This window comes from Ensifer sp. 2TAB8 (genome assembly GCF_052115125.1).
Lineage (GTDB): Bacteria > Pseudomonadota > Alphaproteobacteria > Rhizobiales > Rhizobiaceae > Ensifer.
The window spans coordinates 53292-77025 of sequence record NZ_JBFRGB010000017.1 but is presented as its reverse complement, the minus strand read 5'-3'; the positions used below and the strand labels follow the sequence as shown (position 1 = coordinate 77025).

Sequence of the window (23734 nt, the reverse complement as noted above, 5' to 3'; positions counted from 1 at the left end):
CTGAAACCTCGTTGGGGGAAGGCCCGGGGCACCGTGGTCGCCCCGGGCCGGTTCATCAGGCGGCGAGGCCGACGGCCGTCTTCTGGAAACCGACGAAGCCGGGCAGACGCTCGATACGGGCAAGCCAGGCGCGGACCTGGGGGTAATCGGAAAGATCGACATTGCCTTCTGGGGCGGCGGAGACGTAGCTGTAGAGGGAAACGTCGGCGATGGTCGGCCGGGCGCCGAGCAGGAAGTCGCGGCCGTTCAGTTCCGCATCGATCTGCGCCAGAACGCGATGCGCCCGGGCGATGGCCTCTTCCGCCCGCAGATTGGCACCGAACACCGTGACGAGCCGGGCAGCCGCCGGACCGAAGGCGATATCGCCGGCGGCAACCGAGAGCCATTTCTGCACCTTGGCGGCCAAGGCCGGATCTTCCGGCAGCCAATCGATGCGGCCGAGCTTCTTGGCGAGATAGACGAGGATGGCGTTGCTGTCGGCAATGACGGTGCCGTCATCGTCGAGAACCGGAACCTGGCCGAAGGGGTTGAGCTTCAGGAACTCCGGCTCCTTGTGCGCCCGGGCCTTGAGGTCGACGTCGACCAGCTCGTGCGGCACGCCGAGCAGCGACAGGAAGAGCTGAGCCCGATGCGAGTGGCCGGACAGCGGATGGCGATAGAGTTTCATTGGAAGATGTCCCTCGAAGAGCGTGAGAACCGTCGCGGCCCTCCGACGGTTCGGGATGAACCGCCTTCGAGATCAATCTATGACTTTCCAATTTTTGGCAGTAGACTGCGGAATTGATAGTCTGATTCCCGTTTTTTGGAAGGAAGAATGGATCGTCTCGACGCCATGACGGTTCTTTTGACCGTCGTCGACAGCGGCAGCCTGTCGGCGGCCTCGCGGCAGCTCAAGATGCCGCTTGCCACGGTCAGCCGGAAGGTCTCGGAGCTCGAGGCGCATCTGGGCGCCCAGCTGATCACCCGCACGAACCGCAAGATCCTCTTGACCGAAGCCGGCCGCGCCTATGTCGAGGCCGCCAAGGAAATCCTGGCGCGGGTCGAGGAGGCGGAACGAGTGGCTGCCGGCGAATACAGTGCCGTGAAGGGCGATCTGACCATCTCCGCGCCGATCGTCTTCGGCCGCCTGCACGTCCTTCCCGTCGTCGTGGACTTCCTGAAGGCCCATCCCCAGATCGACATGCGGCTGGCGCTGGGCGACCGATTTGCCAATCTCGTCGACGACCACATCGACGTGGCGCTCCGCATCGGCAATCTTCCCGACAGCAATCTGGTGGCGACCAAGCTCGGTACGGTCCGCCGTGTGGTCTATGCAAGCCCGGATTATGTGGCGCGGCACGGCGCGCCCGGCCATCCGAACGCGCTCGCCGAGCACGACTGCATCACCTTCGAAAACGTCACCGCCGCCCATGTCTGGCGCTTCCTCGACGATGGGCGCGAACTGGCGGTGCCGATCCGGTCGCGGCTGATTGTCAACACGGCGGAATCGGCAGTCGATGCCGCCATCGCCGGCCTCGGCCTGACACGGGTGCTTTCCTATCAGGTGGCGCGTCCGGTTTCTGAAGGGTTGCTCGTTCCCTTGCTGGAGGTGTTCGAGCACCCGCCGTTGCCGGTGCAGCTGGTTTATCTGCCGCAGGGCCTGGTGCCGATGAAGCTCAGGGCCTTCGTGGATTTCGCGGCGCCGCGGCTGCGCGGGGTCCTGCGCTGAAGCGCGCTACGCTCTTTGCGCCACACAGACCAGCCGCTGGTTCCGCGCCGTCTTCAGTCCCCTTGCGGACGCTCACCGGCGGTTGGTCGGACATGGCGCGCATAGGTTCGTCCAACGCGAATTTCGCTGCCGTCGGAGAGGAGAGCGATGAGGGCTGCGAAGGGGGCCTGTTTCAACCCGACGATACAGTCACGTCGCACGATCGAGCTGCGGTGAAGCCGTAGAAACGCCGCCGGGTCGAGGCGGCGTTCCAGCGAAGCCAGGCTTTCGTGATGCAGATAGGACCGGCCTTCGATGTGGATGCGCACATAGTCGCGCTCCGCCTGGAAGCGCACGACCCGGTCGAGCGCGATGCGGACGAATTCCCCGCGGGATTTGATCCAGAGATCGGCCGATTGGGTTTCGTGTTTGCGCAGCGCCTGCCGTAGAGACTGCACGGTTTCATTCAGCTCCATCACGCGCTCGCTGCTGGTCCGTGCCGCGATCGCCACGCGTGCCCGCTCGATCGCGGTGCGCAGGCGACTGGTCTCGATCGGCTTGGTGACATAGTCGACGGCGGCCGCTTCAAAGGCGCGAAGCGCATAGTGATCGAAGGCGGTCACGAAGACGACCGCGGGCGCGTTGCTGCCCACCTGCTCCAGGATGTCGAAGCCGGTGCCGCCGGGCATCTGGATATCGAGCAGGATCACGTCCGGCTGCAGTTCGGCGATCAGGCCGCAGGCCTGCTGGACGTTTCCGGCCGTTCCCAGCACTTCGACACCTGGCAATGCGCCGAGCAACCGCAGCAAGCGTCGCCTGGCGAGCGGCTCATCGTCGATGATGAGGACCGAGAGAGGAATTGTCTGTATTTCGTTCATGCAAGCCTCAGCGGCATTGTGATTGCAGCTCTGAAACGCCTCGGCGTCACGAGTCCGGATACACAGGCGCCGACCCMGGGAAAGCGCGCCTGGACGCGATCGGCGACATTCTTGAGGCCGATCCCGGTGCTGGAGGTCTGGCGCCGCACCGCATCGGCCTCTGCAGCGATATCGTTCTCGACGGTGATTTCGAGGGCGTGGCCGACCTTGGCCGCGCTGATGACGATCTCGACCTGTTCGGGCGAACGGCCGACACCATGCTTGACGGCGTTTTCGATGAGCGGCTGCAGGATCAGGCTCGGCACCAGTGCCTCTTCCAGGCCGCTGGCAATGTCCATCCTGAGCTTCATCCGGTCGGAGTAACGCTCGCCTTCGATGTGAAGGTAGCCGGCTTGCAGGGCAAGCTCATCCGCAAGCCGCACGTCGTGCAAGGGATCGAGTTCCAGCGTTGTGCGCAGAAAGTTCGAAAGCGACATCACCATGCGGGTTGCCGCAACGGTCTGTCCTTCCTCGATCAGCCCGGTGATGGAGTTCAGCGTGTTGAACAGGAAGTGCGGATTGACCTGGTAGCGCAACGCCCGCATTTGCGCGGCGAGTGCCTCTTCGCGCGTGATCGCCAGGCGGCGCTCGCGTTCGCGCAGCTCGAAACTGTAGAGCAGTGCGACGAAGAAGAACGACCACCCCACGAACGTCGCCATGCTGTAGACGAGCGTATAGCCGATGCTGGTCCAGTCGATCGTGATCGGATCGGGGCGCAGGATGAGAAGATAGAGCATGAAGTCGACGCCGGTATTGGCAAAGGCGGCCACGAGGGAGGTCGCAAAGCCGACGACGATCTTGATGGCGATGTGCTGATGCCGGACGCTGAACATCGCCGCAGCGATGCCATAGGAAAGCGTCATGCCGCAGATCATCAGCAGCAGTTTGCCCGGCGCCGACATGATCGGATCGATCCCGAGTATGCCCCACAGGATGCTGCTGATGAGGAATTCGACGAACCAGTAGAGGAAGCCGAGCCAGAGCGTTGCGCGCCGGACGCTGGCGACATAGGCGCTTTCGCCTGCTGATTTCGGTTCATCCTCTGGTTTCATGCCATTTTTATGGTTCAAGCGGGCGCCGATGTCGATTGCCGTTCGTCGGCGAATTCGAGCCGTTTGCAGAAAGCCCCGGCGCTTCGGTCGCGATTGCGCGCCGTTCGCGGGATGCGAGTGTCGGTTGGCATGCGCGGTTGCTGCTTCGAACCAGGCTCAGGGCATGGGACCCGCAAGGGCCTGGGGCAGATGCGCGACACCGGCACGGAGCTACAAGTCCGGATGTGAAGGGCCCATTTTCGGGAAACGCGCATTGATGCGGTCGGCGACGTTCTTGAGCCCGGTGCCGTTGCCGGCCGAAGGAAAGCGTCGCCTGGTGAACACCTGCGGCATACTCGGCTTCATCCGTTGAAACCGTGCCATTCGTTCGTGCCATGCAAGGTTTTATCCGCCAGGGCGGTACGCTTGTCGATTGACGCTCGTCGGCAAAATCAAGCCGTTTGCAGAAAGCCACAGCCCTTCAGCGCTGCAATTTGCCGTTTGCAGAAAGCCGAATTCTCCCTCTTCGCGAGCTTGCTATAGCCGGCCCATGACCCGCGCCTTCCCGGCGAATCCGTTCGCTTGGGAGTGGCGCGCCCATCGATGCAAAGGAAAAGGGGCAGACATTGAATACCTGTGCGAAGGCGGACGTTTTGAGGATCAACCTTTTGAGCTCGACCGCGCTCGGCCGGGCCGGCCTTGTCTCGATGCTGCTGGCGGCGGCGCCGTTCGCAGCGTCGCCGGCAAAGGCGGCCGGATTGCTGGTTCCAAACGACACGACGTGGTCCAGCGACCATACGATCAACGGCAATCTCGTGATCCGCGGCGGGCCTGGCGGCGCGACGCTGACGATCAACAATGGCGCCAAGGTTGAAAGCACCGATGGCTACATCGCAGACAGTCGCGGCAGCATCGGCACGGTGGTCGTCTCCGGACCGGGCTCGACCTGGGACATCGTCGATGCCAATCCCAACGGCGACCGCATGCTCTTCATCGGCGGCTTCGAAGGCGGTATCTATGGCGGCAAGGGCACGCTGATCATCGAGAACGGCGGCAAAGTTTCTGCCAAGGAGACCTATGTCGGCTCCCTGCAGGAGGGTGATGGAACGCTTGTGGTGCGCGGCGCCGGCTCCATTCTCGCCACCGACTATCTCGGCATAGCAGTTGGTGGGCTGACGCTTAACACCGCCGCGGTCCGGTTCGAGGATGGCGGTCTCGTCAACACCAAGAAGGCCTATTTCGAAAACGGCACGGTGCTCGTCACCGGCGACAATACGCGCTGGGTCAACACCGGTGAACTCACGATCGGCGACAGCTTTACCGTCGAAAAGGGCGCTGTCGTTTCAACCAACACCGCGATCCTGCGTGAGGACGAGAGCACGGACACCATCCAGGCCGTCATCGATGGCGCGGGCAGCGAGCTCAAGGTTGCCGACACGTTGACGATCGGCGAGGCTGGTCGCGCCAATCTTTCGGTCGCCAACGGCGCCAAGCTTTCAGTTGGCGGCGACATCGTGCTTTCGGGCGTCGGCGGCATCAACAATGAGGGCATGGGCAATCTGACGATCGGCGGAAAGGTCGATCTCAACAACATCGCCGAGCCCATCGCCCAGCAGGCGCAGGCGGCAGGCACGGTGAATTCCTCGGCCAAGATCGATTTCGGCCCGCGCAGGGGCTACGTCAATTTCAACCATACGAACACGGGCTACGAGTTCGCCAACACCATGGTCGGCAAGGGCACGATCACCAACTTCTCCGGTGAGACCATCGTTGGCGGCGACCTGTCGAAGTTCTACGGCAAGGTGAACGTCTCCGGCGGCAAGCTGGTCCTGAAAAGCAACCTCGACACGATCGACAACGATCCGGACAACGGCCCGGTGGACTACAGCGAGACCCGCTTCGAAGTGAGCGGCGGCACCTTGATCGTCGATGGCGAGACGGGACGGGTAGAGGGCGATCGCTTCTATACCAACGAGGTGAACGTGTTCGGCGAGATGAACCGCATCCGCGATCCGAACTCGACCTCTTTCGGCAGGCTCGGTGGCTCCGGCACGGTTGGCGACACGTTTATCGACAAGAATGCGATCATTTCGCCCGGCAACAATTCGACCGGCACGCTGACGATCATGGGCCGGCTGGATATGGCCGGCGGTTCGATCTACGAGGCCGACATCGCCGGCGACGGCCGCTCCGACCGGATCGTCGTCAAGAGCATCGGCACCAACGAGAACAGCGGCATCGCCAAGATCGGCAGCGGTACCAATGTCCAGGTAACGGCGCTTGACGCCAACACCAGCTACAAGACCAGCCAGACCTATACCATCCTGACCGCCGACCGGGCGATCGAAGGCAAGTTCGCCGATGCGATCTCGAAGTCTGCCTTCCTCGAAGTCTCGCTCGACCAGAAGGAAAAGCAGGTCGACCTGAAGATCAAGGTCAAGAACGGCGGCACGAAGCCGGGTGAAGAACCCAAGCCGGGCGAGCCGGGTGGAGAGCCAAAGCCCGGCGAGCCCGAACCCGGCGTCTTCGAAGGCGAAGCTTCGACAGGCAATCAGCGGCGGACGGCACTCGCCCTCAACACCCTCGGCCAGAGCGGTCCGTCGCTCGCGCTCTACAACGCCCTCATTCTGCAGGATGGCGATGCTGCACGCCGTGCCTTCGACCTCCTGTCCGGCGAAGTCCACGCTTCGGCGCAGACGGCACTGATCAACGACAGCAGCCTGCTGCGCAATGCCGCCAACAACCGCATTCGCGACGCTTTCGGCGATGTCGGGGCCGCGAGCGTTCCGGTTCTTGCCTACGGCCCGGAAGACAAGATCACCACCGGTGCCGTTGCTGCCGTCAACGCCGTTCCCGCCGCGCCGCCGGCGATGGTCGGCTGGGGTCAGGTGTTCGGCTCCTGGACCAACACGGACGGCAACGGCAATGCCGGCGGCCTCGACCAGTCGACCGGCGGCTTCATCACCGGCTTCGATGCAGCGGTTTCGGATAATGCGCTCGTCGGCATCATGGCCGGCTACAGCCGAACCAACTTTGATGTCGACAACCGTGCTTCCAGCGGCGACAGCGACAACTACCACCTCGGTGTCTACAGTGGCGGTCGTTGGGGCGATGTCGCGCTACGGTCTGGCCTCGCCTACACCTGGCACTCGATCAACACGTCGCGCAGCGTCGCTTTCCCCGGCTTCAGCGATCAGCTGAAGGCCGACTATGACGCGGGCACCTTCCAGGCCTTCGGCGAAGTGGGCTACCGCATCGACCTGCCGAGCGTCGCGCTCGAGCCATTTGCGAATCTCGCCTATGTCAGCCTGCACACTGATGGCTTCACCGAGCGCGGTGCTGCGGCGGCACTCTCGAGCAAGAGCAACACGACCGACACGACCTTCACCACGCTCGGTCTTCGTGCCTCCGCACCGCTCGCCCTCGGCGCGACGGATGCGAAGGTGCGCGGCATACTCGGCTGGCAGCACGCCTTCGGCGACACGACGCCGTTCTCGACCATGGCGTTCGGTACGGGCAGCGCCTTCTCGGTTGCCGGCACACCGATTGCCGAAGACGCGGCGATCATCGAGGCTGGCATCGATTTCGCGCTGACCGGCAATGCGAGCCTCGGCATCACCTATACCGGACAGTTCGGCTCCGGCACGACGCAGAACGCGGTCGATGCCAAGCTTGATGTGCGCTTCTGATGCGCCGGCTCGTCTGGCTATCGACAATGCTGATGGCGACATTTGTCGCCATCAGCCCGCTTTACGGAGAGGACGCGGCGGCCGGGAAGGCTGCCGCGCCATCCGAGCTTTCCGAAACCTATGAGGACTGGAGCGTCGCCTGCGCCGAGATCGAGGGCAAGAAGCATTGCATCCTGTCGCAGCGACAGTTCCACAAGAGTGGCCAGCACGTGTTGACACTCGAGCTTCGGCCGGCGGAAAACGCCGGTCTGGCGGGGAGCCTCGCGCTTCCCTTTGGCCTTTATCTCGAAAAGGGCGTCACCCTCGGCGTCGATGATGCGACCGGCGGCAAGCCGACGCCTTTCCGCACCTGCCTGCCCATCGGCTGCATCGTGTCGTTGACGTTTACCGAAGGGACGGTCGCATTGCTGCGCAGCGGAACGGCCTTGAAGATCGGCGCTTTTGCGAGCGATACAGAGAAGGACGTGACGTTCTCGGTATCGCTCAAGGGGTTTGCCGCAGCTTTGGATCGCGTGCTTGCGCTCACCGGCAAGGCGTAAGCCGCGACCTTGCGTGATGCTCGATGGCTGCCAATGCGCAGTCAGGGCGCGGTGGGTTCGTCCCACCCGCCTTTCAGGGCTGCGTCGACCGTACACACCAGGCCTGTGGGGTGATAGTTGATCTCCACCTGGCCATTCAGTTCGGCTGCCAACAGGGTTTGAATCAGCCGCGAACCGAATCCCTTGCGCGATGGTTGCTTTACCAACGGACCGCCGGATTCCTGCCAACGCAGCGACAACCGGGTGGTCGTTCCGGCCTGCAGCGACCACGTGACTGAGACCTGCCCATCGCCGGTCGAAAGGGCGCCGTACTTCGCGGCGTTCGTGGCGAGTTCGTGCAGCGCCAGGGACAGCGACACGACCATCCGCGGCGGTACCTGAATCTGCGGGCCGGAGACGACAAAACGTTCCTGCGAGTAGGGGGAGATCGCCTGGTTGATGATCGCCTGCAGCTCCGCCCGTTCCCAGTTTCCGTGGGTTAGAAGGTCGTGGGCTCGTGCCATCGAAACCAGCCGCGCTTCGAAGGCCTGCACCTCTTCGGCGTCGGTCGCATCGCTGCGACCGAGCGTCTGTCGGGCAATGGCCAGCACGGTCGCAAACACGTTCTTGACGCGGTGGTTCAGTTCGCCGACCAGGACGGTCTGAAGGCGCTCTGCCTCCTTCCGCACGGTTATGTCGTGGGCCAGTTTCGAGGCGCCGACGATGCTGCCATAGGCGTCGTATATCGGCGAGACGCTGAGCAGGACATCGACGCTTCGACCGTCCTTGTGGAGGCGTTTGGTCTCGTATGGTTCGACCTTGAGGCCAGCGTTGACCTGCCTGAGGATGGCGGGTTCTTCGTCGATGCGATCCTCGGGAACGAGCGTCATGACGGAGCGGCCGACCATTTCCTCGGCCGAATAGCCGTAGAGCCTTTCGGCCCCGGCATTCCACGTCGTAATCTTCATCCTGAGATCGATGCCGAGAATGGCGTCGTTGGAGGACGCGATGATCGCCGCCAGGCGACGCTCGACCTCCTGGGCCCGCTTGCGCTCGGTGATGTCGACGATGACGGCTGCCGCTTCGCGAAAATTGCCGCGCTCGTCGCGAAGCGCCGAGACCGAACTCGTTACCCAGACGAGACTGCCGTCCTTGCGCAAGTAGCGCTTCTCGATTTCGTAGCTTTGGCCGGTGCTCGCCATCGTCTTGAACCGGCGGGCGCTTTCGGCGACGTCTTCGGGAAAGGTAATGTCGTGCATCCGCATCGTCAGCAGTTCGGCTTCGCTATAGCCGACGATTTCGCAGAAGCGATTGTTGACCAGCAGGAAGCGGCCGGTCAGGTCCATCTGGCCGATGCCGGCGGCCGACTGCGAGAAGATGGCGCGCAGCCGCTCCTCGTTGGCCTGCAGCGCGCCTTCGAACCTCACGCGCTCCGTCGTTTCGTTGACGATGCAGAAAACGCCCCGGACCTTCTGTTCCTCGTCGCGAACGGGCGAATAGGAAATATCGAAATAGGCAGTTTCGGGATAGCCATGACGTTCGATGTAGAAGGGGCGATCTTTCGCGACCACCGTTTCGCCGCGCTCCAGCACGCGCCGCAACAAAGGTTCGAGGTCGCTCCAGAGTTCGCCCCAGTTTTCGCGGGCCGGCCGCCCCAGCGCCCGCGGGTGCTTGTCTCCGATGGTGGGCGCGTAGGCGTCGTTATAGAGAGCGACGAACTCCTCGCCCCAGAACATCACGATCTGCGCTTGCGCCGGCAACATGATGTCGACGGCGGCCGCCAGGCATGGCGGCCAGTCCTCGATCGGGCCGAGCGGGCTATCGACCCAGCGGTAAAAGTGGATCAATCGATCCATCTCTCCCGTTGCTATGGAAGGGGCGCTGCTGTGCAGGGTCAGGTTCCTCGCTTGAATGGCCCGCGCACTTCAACCCTTTGAGAAACCTGGGTCAATACGCAAAGTGAAATGCCTGCAGGCGCAGCTGGCGCTATGCATCTATAGCGGGCACCGGCTTCTCAATGGGCGCCCCCTGCCCCGGGGCCGCCAAGCTGGATCTTCCGGGTAAAGAGCAGGGCGATTGCGGCGAGTGCCAACACGGTGCCGATGACCGCGAAGGTATCGCTGAACCCCAGTATCAGGGCCTGACGGTGGACCGTCGCGCCGATCGCTGCGATCGCCTTGTGTTGCGCGACGGCGGCATCGGAGACTCCATGGGCCATGAAATGCTGCGTCAGATCGCCGATCCTGTCGCGCACCTCGTCGCGGTAGAGCGTCACGTTCTGACCGATGATGTTGGAGTGAAACTGTTCCCGCTTGGTCAGCACCGTCGCGAGCATCGCCGTGCCGACCGCGCCGCCGAGGTTGCGCAGCATGTTCGACAGGCCGGAGGCCGCGGCTGCATCGCTCGGCGCGATGCCGGCGGTCGTGATCACCGTGATCGGCGTTAGCACCAGCGCCTGGCCGATAGCGCGCACGATATTGGGCAGGAAGAGCTGATCGCCGGCGCTGTCGAGTGACAGGGTGGTGTTCATGAAACAGCTGGCCGCAAAGATGCTGATGCCGACGAAGCCGATGTAGCGGGCGTCGAAGCGCTTCATCAGCGCCGGCACGAGCGGAATGATGAGGAGCTGCGGCAAGCCGGTCCAGGCCAATACGAAACCGATCTGTTCGGCATTGTAACGCTGAACCTGACCCAGATACTGCGGCAGGATGTAGACGGTGCCGAACAGCGCCACGCCGACCAGAACGTTGACGAGAACGCCGACGCCGAAGTTGCGCTGTTTCAGCAGGCGCAGCTGGACCAGTGGCCTTTCGACCTTGAGCTCGATGACGACGAAGGCGGCCAGAAACACGGCTGCGATCAGGGCGAGCTTGACAATGAACGGCGACTGGAACCAGTCATCCTTGTTGCCTTCCTCGAGCACGGTCTGCAGCGCCGCAAGCCCGATCGCCATGGTGACGATACCGGCCCAGTCGCCGTGCCGCAGCAGCGGCAGGTTCATGGGCTTCTTTTCGAGCGTGAGGTAGAGCGCAACCACCATGACGATGCTCGGCGGCGTGTTGACGAAGAAGATCGACTGCCAGCCGTAGTTCTCGGTGAGATAGCCGCCGATGGTGGGGCCGATCGCCGGTGCAAACGTGACGGACAGCGCAAACAGCGCCAGGCCGAATGGCTGCTGCGCCTTCGGTAGCCGGGTCAGCACCATGGTGAAGGCCATGGGGATGAGCACGCCGCCGGCAAAGCCCTGCAGACCGCGCAAAACGATCATCGAGCCGAGGTCATGGGCGAAGGCGCAGGCCGCGGAAAAGATGGGGAACAGGACGGCATTCGCCAGGATGTAGCGTCGGAACGAAAACACGCGGCTCAGATAGTCGGTAAGCGGGATCACCACGATCTCGCCGATGAGATAGGAGGTCGATATCCAGGCGCCGTTGTCGACACCGGTGCCGATGCCGCCCTCGATATTCAGCAACGAGGCGTTGGTGATCTGGATGTTCAGGATCGCCATGAACGCGCCGATCAGCCCCGCAAGCACTGCGATCCAGGCCGTCGTGCCTGCTTTTTCGGACCGGACATCAGCAACCGGCAGCACGCCGGAAGATGCCGTGTGTGCAATGGTGGACATCATACCCTCCTGCCATGTCTGGCCGGTGCGATGGGCGGCTCGCCGCCCTCAATAGGTGCCTGGCGTTGTCGATGCGACCTCGGCGGCGGTCTGCTTGATATCGATCGTCGGATAGACCGACATGCCCGGGCGCAAGGTCACCGATCGCGCGCCGCCGTGGTCAAGAACGATCTTGACCGGGATGCGCTGCACCACCTTCGTGAAGTTGCCCGTCGCATTGTCGGGCGGCAGCAGTGCAAATTCCTGCCCGCTCGCCGGCGAGATGCTGTCGACGTGACCCTCGAAGACCTGTCCGGGGAAAGTGTCCACTTCGATCGTCACCGCCTGGCCGGGATGGACGTCGGTGAGTTGGGTTTCCTTGTAGTTGGCGACGATGTAGGCCGCCTCCGTGGGAACGACCGCCATCAGTTGGGTGCCGGCCTGCACATATTGGCCCACCCGCAGGGTGCGATTGCCGATCACGCCGTCGATGGGGGCGGAAAGCGCGGTGTAGGATAGGTTCAGGCGGGCCTGGCTCTGCGTCGCCTTGGCGCTGTCGAGTGCGGCCTTCGCCTGCGCGACCTCGGCCTTGATCACGTCGAGTTGCTTGGTCTCATTGGCAAGTGCCGCCGTGTCACGCGTGACCGCGGCACGGGCGGCCGTAATGCGCGAGGCCGCCTGCTGGGCATTCTGGATGGTGCCGAAGCCCTGTCTGGCAAGCTCGGAGTAGCGCTTGTCGTCCTGCTCGGCAAAGGTCTGGTCGGCCTTGTCGGCCTCGACGGTCGCCTTTGCGGCGTCGATAGCGGATTGCTGAGCCACCAGGGCCGACCGCTTGTTGGCGATGTTGGCTTCTGCTGCTTCGACCTCGGCCATGGCCCGCTCGAGGCTCACCTTGAAGTCGCGATCGTCGATGCGGGCGAGGATCTGCCCTGCCTTTACCCGTTCGTTGTCGGCCACGAGGACTTCGGCGATGTGGCCGGAGACCTTGGGCGCAATCGTCGTGCTGTCAGCCTTCACATAGGCGTCGTCGGTCGACACCTGGAAGCGGCCTGTCGTCCAGTACCCCCACCCGAAATCGGCGGTAGCGGCCAGGGCGGCGACGGCCACGGAGGCGAAGAGCAGCCCACGCAACCGCCGCTTCCCGGGCATGTTTTCGGCTGGCGCTACCGCAGGCGGGATCGCCGGCAGCTGCTCCGGCAGCCGGATGGCCGGCACTGCCTCCGCGGCCGGCGAGGGGCTTTCGATGATGGCGACTGGCGTGTGCTGGTTCATGGCAGGTTCCTTTTGCCGGTGTGGCAGGCGCTCCAAAACGCCGTTCGCAAAATTAGGAAAACTATTGCTTTCTAAAATGCGCGCAAGAAACCTGCTTGTCAATAAAATTTGGAAAGCAGCGGTATTCCTTAATTCGAAAGCTCCGGTGCGGCGTCTGTGAGAGCGCGTGCGGCCTGACCTGACCCAAGCGGAATCGGGGTGCGACAGCCAAGCAAGGTCGGCAAAGCTACCGGCTTTGCCGACCTCTTTAAACCTAGCGAGCAACTTGGCGTCTCAAATCTCCGCCTCCGGCGGAGATCATGTCTGCGAGTTGCCCTACGCCGATGTCGCGATTGCCGCACTCGTTTCGGCAAGGTCCCGGTAACCCGCACCCGGATGCGGCGCCGCGAGCCTTGGCCCGGCGCCGAAGAGCTTTTCACGGAGCGTGCCTTCCCGGTAACCGGTCTTGTAGACGCCGCGCTTCTGCAGCTCCGGCACCAGCAGATCGACGGCGTCTTCGAAGGTCTCGGGCGTTACCGCATAGGCGAGGTTGAAACCATCGACATCGGTGTCCTCGACCCATTCCTGCAAGAGGTCGGCAACCGTCGAAGGTGAGCCGACAAAGACCGGTCCGAAGCCGCCGATGCCCACCCATTCGGCCATCTCGCGCACGGTCCAGACCCGGTCCGGATCGATGGTCGTAAATGTTTCGACAGCCGATTGCACCGCGTTGGTGTAACGGTGGCGCAGAGGCTCGTCCGGAGCGAACTGGCCAAAGTCGATGCCCGTCCAGCCGGAGATCAATGCCAACGCGCCCTCGTAGGAGACGTGGCTGCGGTACTCGTCGAACTTCTTCTTCGCCTCGGCATCGGTTTCCCCGAGGATCACCGTCTGCAGATTGAAGGCGAGGATTTCGCGCGGGTTGCGGCCGGCGCGTAGGGCCGCGTCCCGGACGTTGGCGACGTAACGCTTGAGCACCGCCTTCGAGGGCGCGGCGACGAAGATGCATTCGGCATGTGCCCCGGCGAAGTCCTTGCCCCGGCTTGAGGAGCCCGCCTGGTAGAGCACTGGCGTGCGTTGCGGCGATGGTTCGCTCAGGTGGATTCCGGGAACGGTGAAATGGCGGCCGCGGTGATTGATCGGGTGCACCTTGTCGGGATGGGTGAAGATGCCGGTTGCCCGGTCGCGCACGACAGCACTGTCTTCCCAGCTCCCTTCCCAGAGCTTGTAGCAAACCTCCAGATATTCCTCGGCCAGATCATACCGGTCGTCATGGCGCGCTTGCTGCGCTTGGCCGACATTGAGGGCGCCGCTGTTCAGGTAGGAGGTGACGATGTTCCAGCCGATCCGCCCCTTGGTCAGATGGTCGAGTGTCGAGATGCGGCGGGCGAAGGTGTAGGGATGCTCGAAGGAAAGCGAAGCCGTCAGGCCGAAGCCGAGATGCGCGGTTTCGTAGGCCATCGTCGGCACGAGCTGCAATGGATCGTTGACCGGGACCTGGGCCGAATGGCGAAGAGCCGCGTCTGCGTTGCCGTTCAGCACGTCGTAGACCCCAAGCACGTCGGCGATGAACAGCCCATCGAACTTGCCGCGCTCGAGCGTCTTTGCCAGATGCACCCAGTAATCGAGATCCTTGTAGCGCCAGGACTGATCGCGAGGGTGGGTCCAGAGCCCCGGCGACTGATGGCCGACGCAGTTCATGTCAAAGGCATTCAGCCGAATTTCGCGACTCATGGAGCTCTCCTGCGGACAAGGTTGGGCATCGCCCGAAACGCAGATGCGCTTCGGGCCGATCATGCGCGGTCGATGGGATCAAAGCGCGCCGTTCTTCGGCGGCTTGACGCCGTTCAGGTGGTAGTTGCCGACGACGTGATGTTTCCAGCGCACCGGGTCGTGCAGCGTGTGGGTGCGGGCGTTGCGCCAATGCCGGTCGAGATTGAGGCCGATCTTGGTCGATGCGGTTCCTGAGAGTTCGAACAGTGTGTTGCTCGCTTCCAGCGCGATCTCGGTCGTCAGAACCTTCGCCGCGGCCACGGCAAGCGTCGCCTCGACGACGCTTTCCTCGGTGCCGTTGATCTGGGCGACGTCGACCTTCTTGCCGGCGCGCTCGACCGTTGCCGTTGCTGCATCCAGGCGGATGGCAAGCTGGCCGATGCGGGCGATCGTCAGGGGATCGTCGGCAGCACGCTCGACGCCGCTGTCCATCCAGGGGCGCGCATGATTGCGTACGAAATCGAGCGTTTCGGCGAAGGCTGCCCTGGCGATACCGAGGTCGATGCCGGCATGGATGATCTGGCCGACGGAGCCGATCGTCGTCGGGCGCTCGAAGCCGCGATGGTGGCGCACAACGGCATCGGCGGCGACATAGACGTTTTGCAGCACGGTCGTGCCGCTGCCGGTGGTGCGTTGGCCGAAGCCGTCCCAGTCATCGATGATCTGCAATCCTTCGACGCCACGCGGCAAGAAGGACATGGTCAGCTTCTCGTTCGGATCGAGGGCGAAGACCACGATCCATTCGGCAAACAGCACGCCGGTCGAATAATACTTGCGGCCGTTCAGGCGAAAGCCGGGCCCATCGGGCGTCAGCCGTGTCGCATAGTCGCCGACGGTCTTCGTGCCGCGCTCGGAAAGGGCGTTGCCGAAACGGTCGCCGGCCAGCACACGGCCAAAGAAGAAGGCCTTCTGTTCTCCGGTGCCGTCGGTGCGCAACGCCTCCAGAATGTAGAAATGGTTCTGCGGGATCTGCCCGATCGAGGAATCGGCTTCTGAGAGGATGGCGGTGATTTCCGCCAGCACCGCATTGGAGACGTCTATGCCGTCATATTCCGGCGGCACTGTGATCGCGAGCAGGCCGGATTGCGCCAGCGCATCGAGCTCGTCGAAGGGCAGGATACGATCGGTATCCCGTTCGTTGGCGTGCTTTGCGAACTCGGCCGCCAGTGCGCGGGCGATCGACAGCGCTTCTTCCTCGCTTTCGATCCGGTGCGCCGGGGCTCGTGTTTTCTCGGATAGCCGCGAGATCGTTCCCATGTGACTGCTCCCTGTCGATTGAGGTGCATATCAGTGAAATATCTGGCCAGATCAGGTAAGATAGTATATTCTATAGAAATTATCGATTTGAGTATTTCGTTCCTGCCGCGATGTCGACCCGGTGTTTACCTTCGGGGCTGGATCGGTAATATCGAGTCGGGGGGAGACCGTGGAACAACACCTTGGTCGAGGCACGCGACGGGTATGCGCGCCAATTTCCCGCCAAAATTGGCTGCGGCTCAGGGAACTATTACCCGATTTGCGCATTGCGTCTTCGCCTGCAGTTTAACCAGTCGCGTGGCCTCAGAGTATCGGCCACCCGGCATGAACACAAATACATGCTGACAGAATTGGCCATTCGCGTTTCCCGGCCTTTACCACTGAAGGAGACACAAATGACGAATTTCCTGCCTGCTCTACATGAAGGGCACGCCTCCATCACGCTGCAGAACCTGTTTCGCGATGCTCTGGAGGCCTATGACGACTGGGGCGCAAGCATGCCCGAGCCGCTCGTTGCGTTCGAAGGCAAGCTGCTTCCGATCAGCGATGTCTTCGAATGGATGAAACCTTGCACCGACATCATGCCGGCAAACCTTATCGGCATCGTCACGGATCGGCTGAACAAGCCCTGGAGCGGTGACGGTCCGCTCGATGAAATGACCGTGTCGACTGCGGCACGGGTCATGGCTGTCTTGACCAGGCGCCAGTTGCGCGACTTCGGTCGCGGCTCGATCGAGGTTTTCGCCGAGCGTTTCAACCATCCGGTGCGCGTCAACGCCTGATCACTGATCCACGGGGAGCGCGTTCGCGCGCTCCTCACCCATAGCGAACCGTTCTGCGATCGATTTCGCCGCGCTTGTTTTCACACCTCTTCCGTGCTGGATCGGCTTCCCGTAAATACGGGAGCTAGCGGATGTTCGAACGAACCGGGGGCGGCGTGAATTTTCGACAATTGGAAGTGCTGCGCACGCTTCTGGCGACCGGGTCGACGATTGCCGCCGCCAAGACCATGGGGCTCAGCCAGTCCGGTGTCAGCCGGCTGCTGCAACAGCTTGAGGAAGACCTCTCGCTGACGCTTTTCGCGCGCGACAAGGGCCGGTTGATCCCGACGCCTGAGGCGATGAAACTCGCCGAGGATGCCGAGCACATTCTGCTCGGGATCGACCGTTTCACCAACCTGGCGCAGGACCTGCGCAGTGGCGCCGTGGGCCCTGAGGTCGTGCGCATCGGCCTGCCGAACAGCATGTCCGAAACCTTCGCGCCGGCGATGCTGGCCGACTATGCCAAGGATTTTCCGGGCGTGCGCATCGAGACATTCTTCGACACGACGGTCGCGATCGCCCGCCTCGTCGAGCAACGCGTCATCGACTTCGGTTTCCTGCGCTATGAGGGGCAATTGAGCGCCGGCATCGAAATGCAGGCGGTCGCCACGGGCGTCAGCGTTTGTGTGATGGAGAAGGGGCATGCGCTCGCAGCGCTCGACACGGTCACGCCCAAGGAACTGCGTGGCGTCCCTCTGATCCTGATCGGCCGCCGCCGGCCGACGCGCGTCATGCTCGACGAGATCTTCCGCAAGGCCGGCGTGCCGCAGAAGGTCAAGATCGAGACCCACAGCAACAGTTCCGCCTGCGCCTACGCTGCCTATGGTCTTGGGGTCGCCATTATCAGCAGCTTCTTTGCCAATCTGCACCGCCATCTGCCGATCGAGATTCGGCCATTCTCGCCGCACCTGACCCAGGATTTTGGTGTTGCGACTGCGGCCGGCATTCCCTTGTCGCTTGCCGCCCAGGCGATGATCGACCGCCTGAAGCGCCAGGTCGCTGCCGTTCACGAGCTGTGAGCGGCTGGGCGGATCGGCGCGCCTGAGGCGTGTAACCCTTTGCTTTAGTTATTTTATACTGCGCATCGAATGCCCCTTTGATGCTCGTCCGGCGTGTCATGTCGTTGTCATAGACGTATGACGTTTACTCATAATATTGCGCCATTTTTTTCATTCGGTCATAGTTTCGATAACAAAAGCCGGCGGGCTGGAGAATCGCGGTAACGCGTGTGGCCAGCCTCAGTACGGGGAACCCATGATCAAGTTCATTCTCAATCGCCTCGTGATGGCGATACCGACGATCATTATCGTCTCGGTTGCCGTCTTCACGCTTATCCGCCTCATTCCCGGTGATCCGGCAGCACTGATGCTCGGCGATATGGCCGAACCGCAGCAGATTGCCGCATTGCGCACGGAGCTCGGTCTCGACCGCAGCATCCCGGAGCAATTCGTCATCTGGGCCGGCAACATCCTCTCCGGGGATTTCGGCACCTCGATCGTCACCGGCGAGCCGGTGCTGCATCTGGTCGTCAGCCGTTTCTTCGTCAGCGCCGAGATCGTCGTCATCGCCGTGTTCCTGGCGAGCCTCATCGCGGTGCCGGCCGGCGTCATTGCCGCCTGGCGGCAAAATAGCCTGACGGATCTCGCGCTTGTCGGTACGGCCACCGTGCTTTTGTCGATCCCGACCTTCTGGCTCGGTCTCCTCCTGTTGCTCGCCTTCGGCCTGAAGCTTGGCTGGCTGCCCGTGCTCGGCTACGTGCCGATCTCGGAGAACTGGAAGGCCGGCCTTCTCTATCTGGTGCTGCCGGTGATGACGCTCGTCATCCACGAGATGGGCGTGATCATCCGCATGGCGCGTGCCTCAACGCTCGAAGTGCTGCGGCTCGACTACATCACCCATGCCCGTGCCAAAGGTCTCTCGGAGAGTGCTGTTCTCTGGCGCCACGCCTTCAAGAATGCCTTCGGCCCGACCTGGACGATGATCGGCCTGATCCTCGGCAATCTGCTCGGTGGCATCGCCGTCATCGAGACGGTTTTCACCATCCCCGGGCTTGGCCGACTGATGGTCGACGGCATTTTCCAGCGCGACTATCCGGTCATCCAGGGCTGCCTGCTGCTCGTCGCCTTCTCCTATGTCGTCGTCAACCTCGTGGTCGACCTTCTCTATCCTCTCTTCGATCCGCGGGTGGTGGCAGAATGAGAAAGTTCACTTTCAACGGCGTCATCGGTGGCGGCCTGATCGGCTTGCTCGTCTTCGTCGCAGCTGTCGGCCTGTTCTGGACGCCCTATGATCCGATGGCCCTCGGCTTCACGTCGCGCCTTGCAGCACCCGGTGCGGCGCACTGGCTCGGAACCGACGAGTTCGGCCGCGATGTCGCGAGCCGGCTCATGGTCGGCGCGCGCGCCAGCGTCTGGATCGGCTTCCTGACCGTCACCTTTGCGGTCGTCTTCGGTACGTTCATCGGCATCGTCAGCGGCTATGCGCGTGGCTGGGTCGATGGCGTGATCATGGCGATCAACAACGCCCTTTTGGCGTTCCCCGGCATCCTGCTTGCGCTCGGTCTGCTCGCCGTCTTCGGCGCCAACCAGTATGGCATCATCTTCGCGCTCGGCATCGCCTACACGCCGTCGATGGCGCGCGTGGTGCGCGGCGCCGTGTTGTCGCTGCGGGAGCGCGAGTTCATCGAGGCGTCGCGGGTCATGGGCAATGGTGAGATCTATACGATGCTGCGCCACATCCTGCCGAACTGCGTGGCGCCGATCACGGTGCTTGCGACCTCGATGTTCGGCTGGGCGATCCTCTCGGAAAGTGCGCTTTCCTTCCTCGGGCTCGGGGTGCCGCCACCGGCGCCCACCTGGGGCAACATGCTCGCTGCCGGCCGCCCGTTCATCGAACAGGCCGTCTGGCTTGGCTTCTTCCCTGGTCTCTGCATCGCTCTCACCCTGCTCGGCATCAACCTCCTCGGTGATGCTCTGCGCGACAAGCTCGACCCCCGCATGCGAGGCCTGAAATGACCGGCAAGACCCTCTTAAGCGTTGAAGGCCTCTCGCTGGCCGTCACCCATACCGGCAACCATGTGGTCAAGAGCGTCAGCTTCGACGTCGCTCCCGGCGAGATCGTCGGCATCGTCGGGGAAAGCGGCTCCGGCAAGACGCTCGCGACACGGGCGATCATCGGCCTCATCCCGCCGGCGGTGCGCCATGTCGGCGGAAAGGTCCTCTATCGGGGCAACGACGTGCTCGGCATGAAGGACCGGGATCTCCGCGAGCTTCGCGGCGGCGAGGTCGGCGTCGTCTTCCAGGAGCCGATGACCTCGCTCAATCCCTCGATGACCATCGGCCGGCAGCTCGAAGAAGGGTTGATCCTGCACACCAAGATGTCGGTCGAGGAACGCCGCACCGCGATCCTCTCGATGCTTGGTCGCGTCGGCATCCGCGAGCCGGAGCGGGCGTTGACCGCCTATCCGCACGAGTTCTCCGGCGGTATGCGCCAGCGCATCATGCTGGCCTCGGTCATGCTCTTGAAGCCGGCTTTGCTGATCGCCGACGAGCCGACCACCGCGCTCGATGCGGTCGTCCAGCGCGACGTCATGGAGCTTATGGTCGAATTGACCCAGGCCGAGGGCACGGCGGTGCTTTTGATCAGCCATGACCTGCCGATGGTCGCCCGCTACACACACCGCTTCGTGGTGATGGAAAAGGGCGTCGTCGTCGAGCAGGGGCTGACGGAAGAGATCCTGCAGGCACCACAGCATCCCTATACCCGCAAGCTGCTTTCGTCGCTGCCGTACCGCGGCGCGGCGCGTGAGCTCGACATGACCCGCACGCCGATGGTTTCGGCGCGCAACATCGTGGTCGAATATCCCGGCCGCAAGGGGCTGTTTCGCAAGCACGAGCCGAAGCGTGCGCTGCACGGCGTCAGCGTCGATATCCATGTCGGTGAGGTCGTGGCGCTTGTCGGCGGCTCCGGCTCCGGCAAGACGACGCTCGGCCGCACGATCGCCGGCCTCGTCCAGCAGACGGAAGGCGAGATCCTGTTCCAGGGACGCGAGCGCAGCGCCGATTGGCGCGACTATCGGCTCAACTGCCAGATGGTCTTCCAGGATCCCTATTCCTCGCTCGATCCACGCATGACCATTCAGGCGCTGGTCGAAGAGGCGCTGCGGCTGGTGCCGGATCTCGACACGCCGGCCAAGCGTCGCCGTGCACTCGAAACGCTTGAGGAAGTCGGACTCAGCGCCGATTTCGCCAATCGTTATCCCCATGAGCTCTCGGGGGGCCAGCGCCAGCGTGTGGCGATCGCCCGTGCGATTGCGCGGCGGCCAAAATTCCTGATCGCCGACGAGCCGGTTTCCGCGCTCGATGTTACGGTCCGGGCCCAGGTGCTGGAACTCTTCTCGAACCTGCAGAAGCGCTACGGCTTCTCGTGCCTGTTCATCAGCCACGACCTCGGCGTCGTCGAGCAGGTGGCCGACCGGGTCATCGTCATGCAGGACGGGCGCATCATCGAGGAGGGCGACCGCGACCGGATCTTCGACGCGCCCAAGGAGCCCTATACCCGCAAGCTTCTGTCTGCGATCCCGGCGCTCGATCTCAACGAGACCGGCGGTGTCACCCTCAAATGGCGTCTGGAGGCCTGAGATGAGCAACGAACTCAAGTCTGGCGCGCTTGCGGCCGAGCTCAACGCCATCGCCGCTGCCGAACCCTTCGTCACCCGTTTCCTGGTGCGCAACCTTCAGACCGGCGAAACCATCGGTCGCGGCGAGCATGAGGAGACGCCATCGGCCAGCACCCGCAAGACCTCGATCATGATGGCAGCGCTGAAGGCGGTGGCCGAAGGGCGGCTTAGCCTCGATGAGCCGATCACTTACGAAGCACGTCTCAGCAAGGAAGTGGCGAGCGGCATGTTCCGCTACCTGACGCCCGGCATCGTCATTTCGCTGCGCGATGCCATCGTCGGCATGATGGTGCTGAGCGACAATGTCTGTACCAAAATGGTGTTCGAGCGCCTGACGCTCGAAGAGGTCGACGGCTACTGCAAGGCGCTCGGCATGGTGGGCACGCACCACCGTTTCCTCATTCCGCCGTTGGCGTTGAAGCCCGACCATTCGCTGGCCGACGTCACCACGACGACGGCCGCCGACCAGGTGATGCTCCTGGAACTGATCCTCGCCGCTGAGCATGATGCCACGGCTGCCGCCAGGCTTGGCATTACGGTCGAACTCGCCGCCTTTGCCGTGCAGACGCTGAAGAACCAGGTGCTGCGCTACGGCATCCGTTCGCGACTGCCCTTCGATACGGTCGCCGCCTGCAAGGGTGGTCGCGGCAAACGCGGCCGCATGGATGCCGGCGTCGTCTATCGCGACGGCAAGCCGCTCTATGCCATCGCCGCCTTTACAGACGGCGTGCCTGCGCTGATGTCCGACGGCACGCCCGGCTACACCATCGCGCTCGAAACGATCGGCAAGCTGTCACAGGCCTGCTGGCGCGCTTTTTGAACCACACCAACAATCAGAAAAGAGAGAGGAACCATGAAGACCATACTTTTGGCCGGAACCATGCTGATGAGCGCGATCGCGCTCGGCCACGCACGCGACCTGACGGTCGCCCAGAGCTCGGACATCCGCAGCAACGAGCCCGGCGTCAACCGCGACGGCAACACTGACTCGGTGATCTTCCACATCGTTGAAGGTCTCGTCGGCTACGCCGAAAACGGCGAAGTGAAGCCGCTGCTCGCAAAGGGCTTCGAGGTTTCCGCCGATGGCCTGACCTATACGTTCAAGCTGCGCGACGACGTCAAGTTTCACAACGGCAAGCCGCTGACCGCGGAAGACGTGGTCTGGAACTGGAACCGCTACATGAAGCCGGAGACCAAGTGGACCTGTGCCGGCGACTTCGACGGCAGCAAGTCGATCAAGGTGACCAACGTCGCCGCAGCCGATGCGTCCACCGTCACCATGAGCATCGAGAAGCCGTCCGCCGTCTTCCTCGGCCTGATGGCGCGGCCGGAATGCGGTTACACCGGCATCGTCTCGAAGGATTCCGTCGGCGCCGACGGCGCCTTTGCTGCGCCCATCGGAACCGGACCGTTCAAGTGGGCCGAGTGGAAGAAGGGCGAGTATGTGCGGCTCGAAAAGTACGCCGACTACGTCTCGCCCGCCAATGACGGCAAGCCGGACGGCATGGTCGGCTCGAAGCGGCCGCTGGTGGATGGTATCAAGTTCATGGTGATCCCGGACGCTTCGACGGTAAAGACGGGCCTGCTCTCCGGCGCGCTGGATACCGCTGAAGTCTCGGCTGATCTGATTGCCGAGTTCAAGGACAGCGACACGATGCAGCTCATCGTCAAGCGCAACAACGGCAAGAACCTGCTCTACTTCCAGACCCGCGACAAGGTGCTGAGCAATGTGGCGGTGCGCCGTGCCATGGCCGAGGCGCTCGATCTCGACCAGCTCGTTGCCGCCGTCTCCAACGGCACTGGCGAAGCCAACGCGTCGATGGTCTCCGCGGACTCGATCTTCTATTCGGACGTCCAGAAAACCAAGATCCCGATGGATCTTGAAAAGGCGAAGAAGAACCTCGCCGACGCCGGCTACAAGGGCGAGCAGATCACCATCATCGCCAACAAGCGCGGCAACGTGCCGAGCTTCCCAGCTGCCGTCGTCGCCCAGGCGATGATGCAGCAGGTCGGCCTCAACGTGCAGATCGAAGTGCTCGACTACGCGACCCAGGTCGATCGCCGTCGTTCCGGCAACTATCAGGTGATTTCGCAGTCGGTCGCCCCGCGCCTCGACCCGGCACTGATGTACAGCTTCTACGTCGGAAACAAGGACAAGAACGCATCGCTGATGTGGGACAATCCGAAGGCGATCGAACTGATGAAGGCGGCTTACGTCGAGGCCGACCAGGCCAAGCGTCAGGCGATCTTCGACGAATTCCACAAGCTGATGCTCGAGGAAGTCCCGGGGATCTTCATGTACGACATGGTCGATATCTGGGGCGCCACCAAGAAGCTGCATGGTGAGCCCGTGTGGCAGTCCAACACCCGCCTTTGGGAAGTGACCCTCGACGACTGATCCGGCCTCGGTCCGATCCGACCAATGAGATGGCGGCCGCTCGGTCGCCATCTTCGATCCACCGATAGCAAAACTGATGCGACCGCGCCCCGCGCCGTTGCAAAAGGAAG

The 23734-nt window shown here is 63.0% G+C and carries 18 protein-coding genes; 10 read left to right on the top strand and 8 right to left on the bottom strand.

Annotated elements, in window-relative coordinates:
• Positions 1–55: 55 nt before the first annotated feature.
• Positions 56–667 (bottom strand): glutathione S-transferase, encoded by a 612-nt coding sequence (locus AB4Z53_RS24600; protein ID WP_113539519.1) that lies wholly within the window; start codon positions 665–667, stop codon positions 56–58.
• Between the two features lie 147 nt (positions 668–814).
• Between AB4Z53_RS24600 and AB4Z53_RS24595 the strand changes: the two genes are divergently transcribed.
• Entirely contained in the window at positions 815–1708 is an 894-nt protein-coding gene (locus tag AB4Z53_RS24595) for a LysR family transcriptional regulator (protein ID WP_441598103.1), read from the top strand.
• Positions 1709–1761: 53 nt separating this feature from the next.
• Here the strand turns inward: AB4Z53_RS24595 and AB4Z53_RS24590 are convergent, their stop codons facing one another.
• Together AB4Z53_RS24590 and AB4Z53_RS24585 are read right to left on the bottom strand one after the other, a co-directional pair.
• Positions 1762–2565: a LytR/AlgR family response regulator transcription factor gene (locus AB4Z53_RS24590; protein WP_113539521.1), complete on the bottom strand. Its 804-nt coding sequence runs from the start codon at positions 2563–2565 to the stop codon at positions 1762–1764.
• Positions 2562–3656 (bottom strand): sensor histidine kinase, encoded by a 1095-nt coding sequence (locus tag AB4Z53_RS24585; RefSeq protein WP_441598102.1) that lies wholly within the window; start codon positions 3654–3656, stop codon positions 2562–2564. Before AB4Z53_RS24585 ends, AB4Z53_RS24590 begins: the two co-directional genes overlap by 4 nt.
• Before the next feature lie 647 nt (positions 3657–4303).
• Between AB4Z53_RS24585 and AB4Z53_RS24580 the strand changes: the two genes are divergently transcribed.
• Positions 4304–7324, top strand: coding sequence for an autotransporter domain-containing protein (locus AB4Z53_RS24580; RefSeq protein ID WP_441598100.1), 3021 nt, complete (start codon positions 4304–4306; stop codon positions 7322–7324).
• Positions 7325–7356: 32 nt separating this feature from the next.
• On the top strand, positions 7357–7863 hold the full coding sequence (locus AB4Z53_RS24575) for an invasion associated locus B family protein (RefSeq protein WP_441598098.1): 507 nt from the start codon (positions 7357–7359) through the stop codon (positions 7861–7863).
• 41 nt (positions 7864–7904) lie between these two features.
• On the opposite strand, the gene AB4Z53_RS24570 is transcribed toward AB4Z53_RS24575, so the two are convergent.
• From AB4Z53_RS24570 to AB4Z53_RS24550, 5 genes are all read right to left on the bottom strand, one after another.
• Positions 7905–9698: a PAS domain S-box protein gene (locus tag AB4Z53_RS24570; protein ID WP_441598096.1), complete on the bottom strand. Its 1794-nt coding sequence runs from the start codon at positions 9696–9698 to the stop codon at positions 7905–7907.
• 158 nt (positions 9699–9856) lie between these two features.
• Positions 9857–11467 (bottom strand): DHA2 family efflux MFS transporter permease subunit, encoded by a 1611-nt coding sequence (locus tag AB4Z53_RS24565; RefSeq protein ID WP_441598094.1) that lies wholly within the window; start codon positions 11465–11467, stop codon positions 9857–9859.
• A 48-nt stretch (positions 11468–11515) separates the two neighbouring features.
• On the bottom strand, positions 11516–12718 hold the full coding sequence (locus AB4Z53_RS24560) for an HlyD family secretion protein (protein WP_441598093.1): 1203 nt from the start codon (positions 12716–12718) through the stop codon (positions 11516–11518).
• Positions 12719–13033: 315 nt separating this feature from the next.
• Positions 13034–14431 carry an LLM class flavin-dependent oxidoreductase gene (locus AB4Z53_RS24555; RefSeq protein WP_441598091.1) on the bottom strand — a complete coding sequence of 466 codons (1398 nt, stop codon included), beginning with the start codon at positions 14429–14431 and terminating at the stop codon, positions 13034–13036.
• Positions 14432–14509: 78 nt separating this feature from the next.
• Positions 14510–15727: an SfnB family sulfur acquisition oxidoreductase gene (locus tag AB4Z53_RS24550; protein WP_441598089.1), complete on the bottom strand. Its 1218-nt coding sequence runs from the start codon at positions 15725–15727 to the stop codon at positions 14510–14512.
• Between the two features lie 395 nt (positions 15728–16122).
• Between AB4Z53_RS24550 and AB4Z53_RS24545 the strand changes: the two genes are divergently transcribed.
• The 7 genes from AB4Z53_RS24545 to AB4Z53_RS24515 all read left to right on the top strand — a co-directional run bounded on the left by AB4Z53_RS24545 (position 16123) and on the right by AB4Z53_RS24515 (position 23624).
• A complete protein-coding gene (locus AB4Z53_RS24545) occupies positions 16123–16509 on the top strand; it encodes a hypothetical protein (protein WP_113539529.1) in 387 nt (128 codons plus the stop codon).
• A gap of 155 nt (positions 16510–16664) precedes the next feature.
• Positions 16665–17567 (top strand): LysR family transcriptional regulator, encoded by a 903-nt coding sequence (locus AB4Z53_RS24540; RefSeq protein ID WP_441598226.1) that lies wholly within the window; start codon positions 16665–16667, stop codon positions 17565–17567.
• A gap of 235 nt (positions 17568–17802) precedes the next feature.
• The gene (locus AB4Z53_RS24535; protein WP_113539530.1) at positions 17803–18747 is read left to right on the top strand and encodes an ABC transporter permease; all 945 of its coding nucleotides are present in this window, start codon (positions 17803–17805) and stop codon (positions 18745–18747) included.
• Complete coding sequence (locus tag AB4Z53_RS24530) at positions 18744–19562, top strand: ABC transporter permease (RefSeq protein ID WP_223729687.1); 819 nt, start codon at positions 18744–18746, stop codon at positions 19560–19562. The genes AB4Z53_RS24535 and AB4Z53_RS24530 overlap by 4 nt, the downstream gene beginning before the upstream one ends.
• Positions 19559–21187: an ABC transporter ATP-binding protein gene (locus AB4Z53_RS24525; protein ID WP_441598086.1), complete on the top strand. Its 1629-nt coding sequence runs from the start codon at positions 19559–19561 to the stop codon at positions 21185–21187. The genes AB4Z53_RS24530 and AB4Z53_RS24525 overlap by 4 nt, the downstream gene beginning before the upstream one ends.
• Position 21188: 1 nt before the next feature.
• A complete protein-coding gene (locus AB4Z53_RS24520) occupies positions 21189–22046 on the top strand; it encodes a serine hydrolase (RefSeq protein WP_113539533.1) in 858 nt (285 codons plus the stop codon).
• Positions 22047–22079: 33 nt separating this feature from the next.
• Positions 22080–23624 carry an ABC transporter substrate-binding protein gene (locus AB4Z53_RS24515; protein WP_441598084.1) on the top strand — a complete coding sequence of 515 codons (1545 nt, stop codon included), beginning with the start codon at positions 22080–22082 and terminating at the stop codon, positions 23622–23624.
• Positions 23625–23734: the final 110 nt, after the last annotated feature.

Bases quoted from the DNA above. Each gene is read 5' to 3' on its own strand.
- AB4Z53_RS24515 (WP_441598084.1), top strand. From the start codon at position 22,080: ATGAAGACCATACTTTTGGCCGGAACCATGCTGATGAGCGCGATCGCG.
- AB4Z53_RS24590 (WP_113539521.1), bottom strand. From the start codon at position 2,565: ATGAACGAAATACAGACAATTCCTCTCTCGGTCCTCATCATCGACGAT.
- AB4Z53_RS24595 (WP_441598103.1), top strand. From the start codon at position 815: ATGGATCGTCTCGACGCCATGACGGTTCTTTTGACCGTCGTCGACAGC.
- AB4Z53_RS24565 (WP_441598094.1), bottom strand. From the start codon at position 11,467: ATGTCCACCATTGCACACACGGCATCTTCCGGCGTGCTGCCGGTTGCT.
- AB4Z53_RS24525 (WP_441598086.1), top strand. From the start codon at position 19,559: ATGACCGGCAAGACCCTCTTAAGCGTTGAAGGCCTCTCGCTGGCCGTC.
- AB4Z53_RS24570 (WP_441598096.1), bottom strand. From the start codon at position 9,698: ATGGATCGATTGATCCACTTTTACCGCTGGGTCGATAGCCCGCTCGGC.
- AB4Z53_RS24600 (WP_113539519.1), bottom strand. From the start codon at position 667: ATGAAACTCTATCGCCATCCGCTGTCCGGCCACTCGCATCGGGCTCAG.
- AB4Z53_RS24520 (WP_113539533.1), top strand. From the start codon at position 21,189: ATGAGCAACGAACTCAAGTCTGGCGCGCTTGCGGCCGAGCTCAACGCC.
- AB4Z53_RS24560 (WP_441598093.1), bottom strand. From the start codon at position 12,718: ATGAACCAGCACACGCCAGTCGCCATCATCGAAAGCCCCTCGCCGGCC.
- AB4Z53_RS24530 (WP_223729687.1), top strand. From the start codon at position 18,744: ATGAGAAAGTTCACTTTCAACGGCGTCATCGGTGGCGGCCTGATCGGC.
- AB4Z53_RS24550 (WP_441598089.1), bottom strand. From the start codon at position 15,727: ATGGGAACGATCTCGCGGCTATCCGAGAAAACACGAGCCCCGGCGCAC.
- AB4Z53_RS24555 (WP_441598091.1), bottom strand. From the start codon at position 14,431: ATGAGTCGCGAAATTCGGCTGAATGCCTTTGACATGAACTGCGTCGGC.
- AB4Z53_RS24535 (WP_113539530.1), top strand. From the start codon at position 17,803: ATGATCAAGTTCATTCTCAATCGCCTCGTGATGGCGATACCGACGATC.
- AB4Z53_RS24545 (WP_113539529.1), top strand. From the start codon at position 16,123: ATGACGAATTTCCTGCCTGCTCTACATGAAGGGCACGCCTCCATCACG.
- AB4Z53_RS24575 (WP_441598098.1), top strand. From the start codon at position 7,357: ATGGCGACATTTGTCGCCATCAGCCCGCTTTACGGAGAGGACGCGGCG.